The following is a 7,707-nucleotide window of genomic DNA, read 5'->3' as shown; positions in this document are numbered from 1 at the left end:
AGGTGATTATGGTTGTGTTCCCAGCACTCGGACTTTAAACATGGTCGTTAAAGCCATTTCCCACTCACCTTCCTTATTACTATTATGATTCTTTCCAAAAAATAGTATGCTTAAACGAAAAAAAGCCACGGTTCCCACACCATCGCTTTTTCTCTGTAAGGTTTAAATTCAATTTTGAATGTAAAGAAATTGCTTACGCGTGGTTTTCCGAAAACTTAACCTTCCCACAGGTCCTAAGGTTTCGGATCCTCCTCCGAAAAACCTATCACAATTAATCTCCCAGATTAACTTTTCAACTGATAGGTTAATATTAATATTAGCATAAGAGCATTTCATTTTAAAACATTTTCTGTTGTATTAAGTGACATCTGGTATTACCTAGTGTTACCTAGAGTTATCTATAAATACCTATTTGGGATGCTACTATTACTATTGAGTAGCATCCTTTTTGTCTATTACTTGGCCACTAGTTTGACTTAGTCCTTACCCTAACTGCTTTGCTTGCTGAATCTTTTCTTTACGTGTAATTCCTGCCGAAATAGTACATTGTTCATCTAAATAAAGTTTGTCAGGTTCACTTTTAAATACCCTGTATTTTTCAATAGGTACAACCCGTTGCCAATAAATCGAGCCATCCGGAAAAGTACACTTACAATTCCTTACTGTAGGTTTTATATAGTAATAAAATGCATGTCCATTTCCTGATGTAGGTAGTCTCATAGCATTGGTATTTCGTTGCTTAGTATACTCCATTAGTTTCTTTCTCCCTTTTTCATAAGAAAAAAGCCACTAGCGTATGGCCAGTGGCGTATTCCGTATTTATTTTTTATCTTTCAATTCCCTTGGCCAATGCAACCTTTTCATCAAACGCCTTGTTCTCAGCTTCAATACGCTTTAGAATTTCCTCTTTAATTCCTGTATCTTTTAATCGTTCCATTACGGAACGTTCCAATGCCTTATCATCAATTGGACTAGGAGTGACGTAATCTTCCCCTAATAATTCCTTTTGCAGGGCTAGACCATACTGTAGGATCAATACAGACGGTAGTCCTTGTAAGACCGATCTGTTACCCTTTTTCAATTCTTCTAATACGTTCGGGTCCCATTTCATTGCATTTAATAGAGTCATTTCGCCACGTCCTTTTCTTTAGGTTTTGTTAATCCACTTGGAAGGTTTCCACCACATGCCGAATGGATTTCATTTTTAGAAATGACCGACTTGCTAAGTCCTGCCCAATAGGTTAAAGATGCCTTATCATAATCAAAAGCCCGTCTAAATCCTCTGTTAGTTTCCATCAATTCTTCATCATGCAAAAACTCATAGATAGCCGGCATTAGTGGAGCTTGCTGTCTCGAAACCTCACTCGCATAGTCAGCAATAGCGGTAAGCAGTTCATACTTCACTAGATCCACAACTTCATTAACAGGGAACTCTGATTTTGCTGATATTTCCATGCTGAAGCTATTTCGAATAATTGGTAAATGCTTCTGTTTTAGTGCTTTGAAATCTTCTTTCGATTGTTCCAGTAGGGATATGATTATCTTCATATCTTCATCCGTACTAGTAAGCTGTTTTGATAAATAGATATAGTCGGATGTATTGTCCCTTGTCACCTCCCTATCCACTAATAACTGTGCATGCTGTTCCTGAAGCTGGATCATCCGTTCATTAAGTCCATTTTCCCGTTTTACTAATACCTGTTTCTCTTCCTCGTAGTCTGCTAATACTTTCTCAGTTCGCGTGAACATCACCATATTTTCAATGGCTTTATCCACTTCTGACCTATCAATTTTCAACATTTAAATTCCTCCTTGAATTCGATTTTTAGTGGCTCTGATAACCACCTCAAAAAGGAACTTGCAACTCAAGACTAAATTAGGACAGCAATTTTTCAATTCATATATAATTCCTAAAGGTAATTCACACAAGCATGAAGAATATGTGAAATAATATATGGTAATAGTGTGTGAAAGGGATGTGAATCATGAAAATAAAAGAGGTATTAGCAGACTTATCTATAACCGGGAATACAATAGCCAAGATTGCAAAAGAGAAGGTTGGTATTGGTGAAAAAAAGTTAAAAGAAGCGTTACACAATGCTGGGTATGAGTATCGTAACTCTGGACAAAAGGGCTGGTACTATATAGGTGAAGGGGAAGAACCTATTTATAAATCAGTGTTTGAGTTCGTTGAATCTAAATCTAGTCAACCTAAGGTGAAACGTACTTCACCCGCCAGTTCACCCAAAGTGAAAGAGACTTCACCCGCAGGTTCACAACCTATTGTATTTGATGTGAACAGAGGAAGAAGTGAAAGTGAACAGGATTTCACACCGGAAGAAAAAGCGATATTAAAGAAACTCATAAGGGCATATGTACTTGATGAGAAACAGGATAACCATGGAAGTAGAGATGACCTTTATCAGAGGATTGTCACTTTAGAAAAAGGTAAGAAAGTACGGAAGACAATTGTAATAAATGAGGAAGTTGGAGCCTTACTGGACAGGTTCGCAGACCAACAGAAATTCAACAAATCCGATCTCATTGAAATTGCTATCCTTGATTTGGTTGATAAATACAAGTAAGAAAGTGTCCGGCTGCCAAACTACATAGCCTAAAATTTGTAAGTCAATACATTTAATAATCACAACCATCTGTATGTAATCCAGACGATAAATGCCAGTATAACAACCTTATTAATCACTGTGACTTTAAAAAACTAGAAATCCAATGATACAAAGGGTTCACACTTTTTATTAGTCACAAGGGTTAATCACAAGACGGTGTGATTAATGAATTGGGTACCTAACTATAGAAATCCTTACAGGTTTTTTTTGAAACTTTTTTCAAGTTATTAAATCCCATAAGCCCTACAGCCACAAGGGATAGAGGGTTTTGGAATAAATTACATGAAAAAAGCACCCTGTTTTTGGCCTGTATTTAACAGACTACTATATAGGGACTTAAAGATAATAACTATAACAACAATATAAAAGAACAAAACATACGGCTTCGCCGGAAAAGAAAACCACTTTTCCTAATATATCTAAAAACCTAAATAATCCTAAGCAGACTATTAATAATAGATTGATTAGTTAAAGATGTTGCCGAGCCGATAGCGAAGGCAAGCGCAAGCAAGATACATAAATAAAATTATATATTTCGAACGGATCAATACCGCCCCTGTACAGTTAATAGCTGTACAGGGGCTTATTTTATTTGTCCTCGCGTTGCCCAATCTTGATAGAATCTATGCTCTTTTTTAGCTAAGTCTATAGCTTGTTCTACCCCTACATATTTTCTAGCACATCTGCCAATGTATACTTCGGTGCTTTAGGGATATTCGTTCTAGGTTCTTTGATTTGAGATTCTACTGGCTTTAGTTTGGTTTGGGTGTTCTTCTGTCTCCTTAATTCTAGTTCTTCAATTTTTTGGGTCAGTGCTGTAGCTAAGTAATCCCTAAAACTAGTAACCTTACCTTGATTGTACTTGTCGACCACTTTTCGAACTATAGCTTTAAAACTTCTATCCGATAACTCATCCTTAGTTGCTTCTCTAAAATTATGAATTATTGAATTAATAGATTCCTCGTTATGTATAGCTGAATCTTTTCCCGTAGGGAAAGTTCGCTTATCATCATCAATGTTATCTATATTATTATTATTAAAATTTTGTATAGGATCTTTATTTAATATAGTCTTTTGATTACCTCTGGGTTTTGAGGTCTCCATTTTGAGGTCTTGAAAATCAAGTCCCCAAATTTCCCCGTATTCTTTTTCAGCATTAGCAAGGATTTCAGCCTTTTCCTCGGAAGTAAACGGTACTTTTCGGAAGTAGTAGACGAATTCCCATTTCCTACCTGAACGATACTTAAATTCGATTATGTAGTTAGCATTCATGAGATCGTTCCATGCTGATTTAACGGATGTTTCCTTATTTTTGCCGAATCGTTTATACAGTTCAGTCTTATGTAGTTCCCATTTTGTCGGATAGGAAAGCAAGTTAACTAGTAGACCCAATGCTTCCAGTGAAATAGGATTTTCATTGCCCTTTTCTTGAACAGCCTGTGCTGTCGCTGATGGAACGATAATACTGTAGTCGTAAGGTACTTGAATCATTTGAGCCATTATAATTTCCTCCAATTTGAGGACAAAAAGAAAAGTGTACTTTACCTCACTCCCAACCAATCAATCCAGTTAGAAACGCGCGGTAAAATACACTTTAGGGGCCTAGTAACAAATAAAATTATATAATATCGGTTGAATTTTCCTCTGTCACCCGTATATAATAGACCTAATTGAATTGTAGTATTTTACCTGTTCTACTGTGAGAGGTTTGAAACAGGGTAAGTCATTTTCCATTATGGTTAGGGGACGGCAATCCTCTAAACGGAAAATGACTTTTTTTCATTTTCGTCCGTATTTTATTATCTATTATTCTAACTCTTTCAAACGACATAAGGCAACAAATTTTAGCAACAAAGGGATTCGTTACTATATATCGGAACAGGTATAATGGAGGAGTTAATTCTCTTTCCGCCGGATTAAAATAGGAGAAACGGGGGAATACAATGATTTTTATTTTAGAGAGCAAATCATCTCTTTCGATGGTTGATTACTTTCAAATATTAAGTGCTCTTGGAACTGTAGTTGCGGCCTTCACTGCAATGATCACTACACTCCAAAACAGGAAGGCTAATAAGGAATTAGAGTTTGAAAGGCATATAATGGTTAAACCTGTGTTTAGAATAAATTTAATTTCTGAGATGAGACTAGAAAAAATTATTCAACTTGAGGTTATAAATATAGGTTTCAATAGAGTGATGAGTTCAATTGAAGGTGGTTGGAAAGGTTCAGCTGGTGTAAAAGTTTCTGTTAAAGAGATTAGAAGTAATGATACACAAAGGGATGATTTACAAATTCAATTGGATTTCTCCGAATGTATAGAGAAAAATATAAAAGGCTCTCTATCTTTAAATTATGCTGATATTCTCGGAAAGTCATTTGAAGAATCTGTAATCATTGAGATTAACAGTGTGTATGATGAGCTGGCTGAAGTGGAATACCCTATACTTAAAGAGGGATTAATCAGTCAAAAATTCATGTAACGACTAGCACCCAATACGGGTGTTTTTTTTACCTGCTGCCATTCAATATAGAACGTTTGTTCCTATTATCAAACAGCTACTTTCCACCTCAGGATAGCCCTCGAATGGTTGTGATAAACTGTGCATCCGGAATATTAATTTTCACATAATCCCTTATGGCTCTAAGGGTAGGACGGACCTCACCCTTCCTATATGCACAAATAAGGTGGGAAGCTATTGCCCCACCTCATAGTACAAAGTCATTTAAGCTGTCTTCGATTTCTTCGTCAGTAATTCCTATATATTTTAACGTGATTTCTGGGTGCGAATGATTAAGTATCATCTGTAGTTTAGCCACGTCTTTACTCTTTTTATAGTACCAGTACCCGAATGTTTTTCTCATAGTATGAGTACCGATTCCATCCGGCATATCGACCGTATCAGACGCTTTATTCAAGGCCCTGTACGCTTGTATTCTGCTTATAGGTTTCTCCCCTTTACGACTAGGAAAAAGCCATTCAGTGTCTTCCAGCGTCTTGATATACTCGTTTAATTCCTCATAGATGTTAGTTAACTGAATATCACGCTTCTTTTCCGTCTTACCTTCCTTAACAGTAAGTTTCTTCTTTCCTTTGAGGTCCTTCAATTTTAGATTTAGCAAGTCGCTTACCCTTAACCCCGTATTGATCCCTAGCAAGAACATTATGTAGTCTCTTTCCGACTGGCGTTTTAGCGCCCATTTCATATCCTCAATCTTTTCTAATGATCGTATCGGCTGTACGTCCTTAATTTCATCTTTCTTGTTAACTGTCTTTTTTGTAGTCATGTAAATTCCTCTTCCCTATAATCCAATAAAATCAACTTTTTGAATGTAACATATTTTATGATAGGAATAGAATATCACCTATAATCGGACAAGTCTAGTGTTTAAAGGTAAATGAATGTAACTTTTTATGTATTAAGTTACATAATGCAATTTGTGAGATGAATTTCTGGAATGGATACGGGACATTAAAGAGGGAAAAATCCGCAATAAATAAGTGGGGGTGCGCGACTTCTTAATCTCGTTCTTATTATTTATTATAGAGTGCGCGTAAACCGTAAGTCGTGCGTCATATAAAGTAAGGGCTATTTACCTGTCCGGAAATGACATGTAGCGCGACATAGTTATTGGAAAGAAAATTTAGGGGGAGGGGTTTTTGTGGAATTGGTTTTATTGGAAATGTTCTTAGCAATCGCAAGCGCTATGGTGGTAACGTCAATGAAGGTAATTGGCACCCTAGCTTTTTACGGGGTCATGATATATCTATTAATCAGACGGGACAGAAAAAAAAGGACTCTTTTATAGGGGTCTTTTTTTGCAGGTCTTTTTCTTTATACGATATATAACACTCTGCAGGCGGTCTCTGAGGGATTCTAATTAAAAATGCTAAGTTAATTACCACCCAATAAGTAAAGCGCGTATTTGCCCCCTTATAGGCCCTTATATAGCCGTACTAAGGTCGCTAATACGGCGGGGAGGGCATACGCCCATACCAGCACCACCATGTACGTAATGATAAGGTATGGATGGCCACATACCACAACCCAAGCAAGGAACGCACTACGGGGCCATATCTCCCTAGCCATGTACAATGCAGGACGCACCCTGCACTATTGAATACAGTTGAATTAGAATAAGTAATTAGATTAGAGGTCAAGGACCTACGCGGGCAGGATGTAACCTCCCTCAAGGCCTAACCTATAGGAAAGGAATGGAATAACCGAAGGGTACCATGGGGGAGGTGGGTACCTCCCTCCGGTCGGACTGCTGGGTGGAAAATACACGGGTCATTTTCGGAAGTTTTATATGGTATTAATTGGTAAATAACCCTAACCATAAACAGCAGCCGGTCTCTAAAATGCTAATTGAGGTGCAAATTGTGAGGGGACTCTGAAACGCATGTCGCTGAAGGTGATTCTACGCAATTTATCTATCGCTAAGTAGTTACTTACTCTACTCGTTTCGCTGTGATTATGATATAGGAGAAATTATTTTAGGGGGATCCCCGTGACTGTATTAGGATGGGGTGTGGATTATTTACCATGGATCACCATGGGCTGTATGAGCTGAAAATTTTTTTAATTTTTTTCTTCTAACAGTTAAACATTTGGTAAATGCAATGATACGATTGGGTTATCAGAATCTATGAATTTGAGAATAATAGAGATATCCACAAAGAAATTTCCAATGGCAAAATCCCATCGGACTCCAAATGACAGGAACTTATGTGCTGGGATGAAGGAATATGTTAGAATTATCCTTACAGTCCAAGGACGACCTTACGACAGTTTTGTAAGGTGGTAATTCAATGAAAAATGTTGTAAAGAAATTGCGCAACTTCATTGAAAAACGAGAAGATAAGCTGAAGAAGACTTTCGAGTGGATTGTAATACTCGGAAACCTTGTTCTCCTCATCTTCAAGTTTTCAATGATGTAACTTCCCACGATAACTCGTAACTGAAGCCACGGACCCTTGGAAGGTGATTATGGTTGTGTTCCCAGCACTCGGACTTTAAACATGGTCGTTAAAGCCATTTCCCACTCACCTTCCTTATTACTATTATGATTCTTTCCAAAA

Annotated in this window: 8 protein-coding genes; 3 read left to right on the top strand and 5 right to left on the bottom strand. The window is 37.2% G+C overall.

What is annotated here, in order from left to right; all coding sequences use genetic code 11:
* Positions 1–483: 483 nt before the first annotated feature.
* From AS888_RS00035 to AS888_RS00025, 3 genes are all read right to left on the bottom strand, one after another.
* On the bottom strand, positions 484–753 hold the full coding sequence (locus tag AS888_RS00035) for a hypothetical protein (RefSeq protein ID WP_061140164.1): 270 nt from the start codon (positions 751–753) through the stop codon (positions 484–486).
* Between the two features lie 73 nt (positions 754–826).
* The gene (locus tag AS888_RS00030; RefSeq protein WP_260320050.1) at positions 827–1,111 is read right to left on the bottom strand and encodes a hypothetical protein; all 285 of its coding nucleotides are present in this window, start codon (positions 1,109–1,111) and stop codon (positions 827–829) included.
* 14 nt (positions 1,112–1,125) lie between these two features.
* Entirely contained in the window at positions 1,126–1,800 is a 675-nt protein-coding gene (locus AS888_RS00025; RefSeq protein WP_061140162.1) for a hypothetical protein, read from the bottom strand.
* 185 nt (positions 1,801–1,985) lie between these two features.
* Between AS888_RS00025 and AS888_RS00020 the strand changes: the two genes are divergently transcribed.
* On the top strand, positions 1,986–2,585 hold the full coding sequence (locus tag AS888_RS00020) for a hypothetical protein (RefSeq protein ID WP_061140161.1): 600 nt from the start codon (positions 1,986–1,988) through the stop codon (positions 2,583–2,585).
* A 705-nt stretch (positions 2,586–3,290) separates the two neighbouring features.
* Here the strand turns inward: AS888_RS00020 and AS888_RS00015 are convergent.
* Complete coding sequence (locus tag AS888_RS00015; protein ID WP_061140160.1) at positions 3,291–4,127, bottom strand: hypothetical protein; 837 nt, start codon at positions 4,125–4,127, stop codon at positions 3,291–3,293.
* 443 nt (positions 4,128–4,570) lie between these two features.
* Between AS888_RS00015 and AS888_RS00010 the strand changes: the two genes are divergently transcribed.
* Positions 4,571–5,107: a hypothetical protein gene (locus tag AS888_RS00010; protein WP_061140159.1), complete on the top strand. Its 537-nt coding sequence runs from the start codon at positions 4,571–4,573 to the stop codon at positions 5,105–5,107.
* Between the two features lie 226 nt (positions 5,108–5,333).
* Here AS888_RS00010 and AS888_RS00005 read toward each other — a convergent pair whose 3' ends face one another.
* Positions 5,334–5,912: a tyrosine-type recombinase/integrase gene (locus AS888_RS00005; RefSeq protein WP_061140158.1), complete on the bottom strand. Its 579-nt coding sequence runs from the start codon at positions 5,910–5,912 to the stop codon at positions 5,334–5,336.
* A 1,525-nt stretch (positions 5,913–7,437) separates the two neighbouring features.
* On the opposite strand from AS888_RS00005, the gene AS888_RS26575 reads away from it, so the two are divergent.
* Positions 7,438–7,566: a hypothetical protein gene (locus AS888_RS26575; protein ID WP_260320049.1), complete on the top strand. Its 129-nt coding sequence runs from the start codon at positions 7,438–7,440 to the stop codon at positions 7,564–7,566.
* Positions 7,567–7,707 lie beyond the last annotated feature (141 nt).

The organism is Peribacillus simplex, assembly GCF_001542915.1.
GTDB lineage: Bacteria > Bacillota > Bacilli > Bacillales > DSM-1321 > Peribacillus > Peribacillus simplex_B.
The sequence above is the reverse complement of the archived record's forward strand: the minus strand, read 5'-3'. Positions and strand labels throughout refer to the sequence as shown.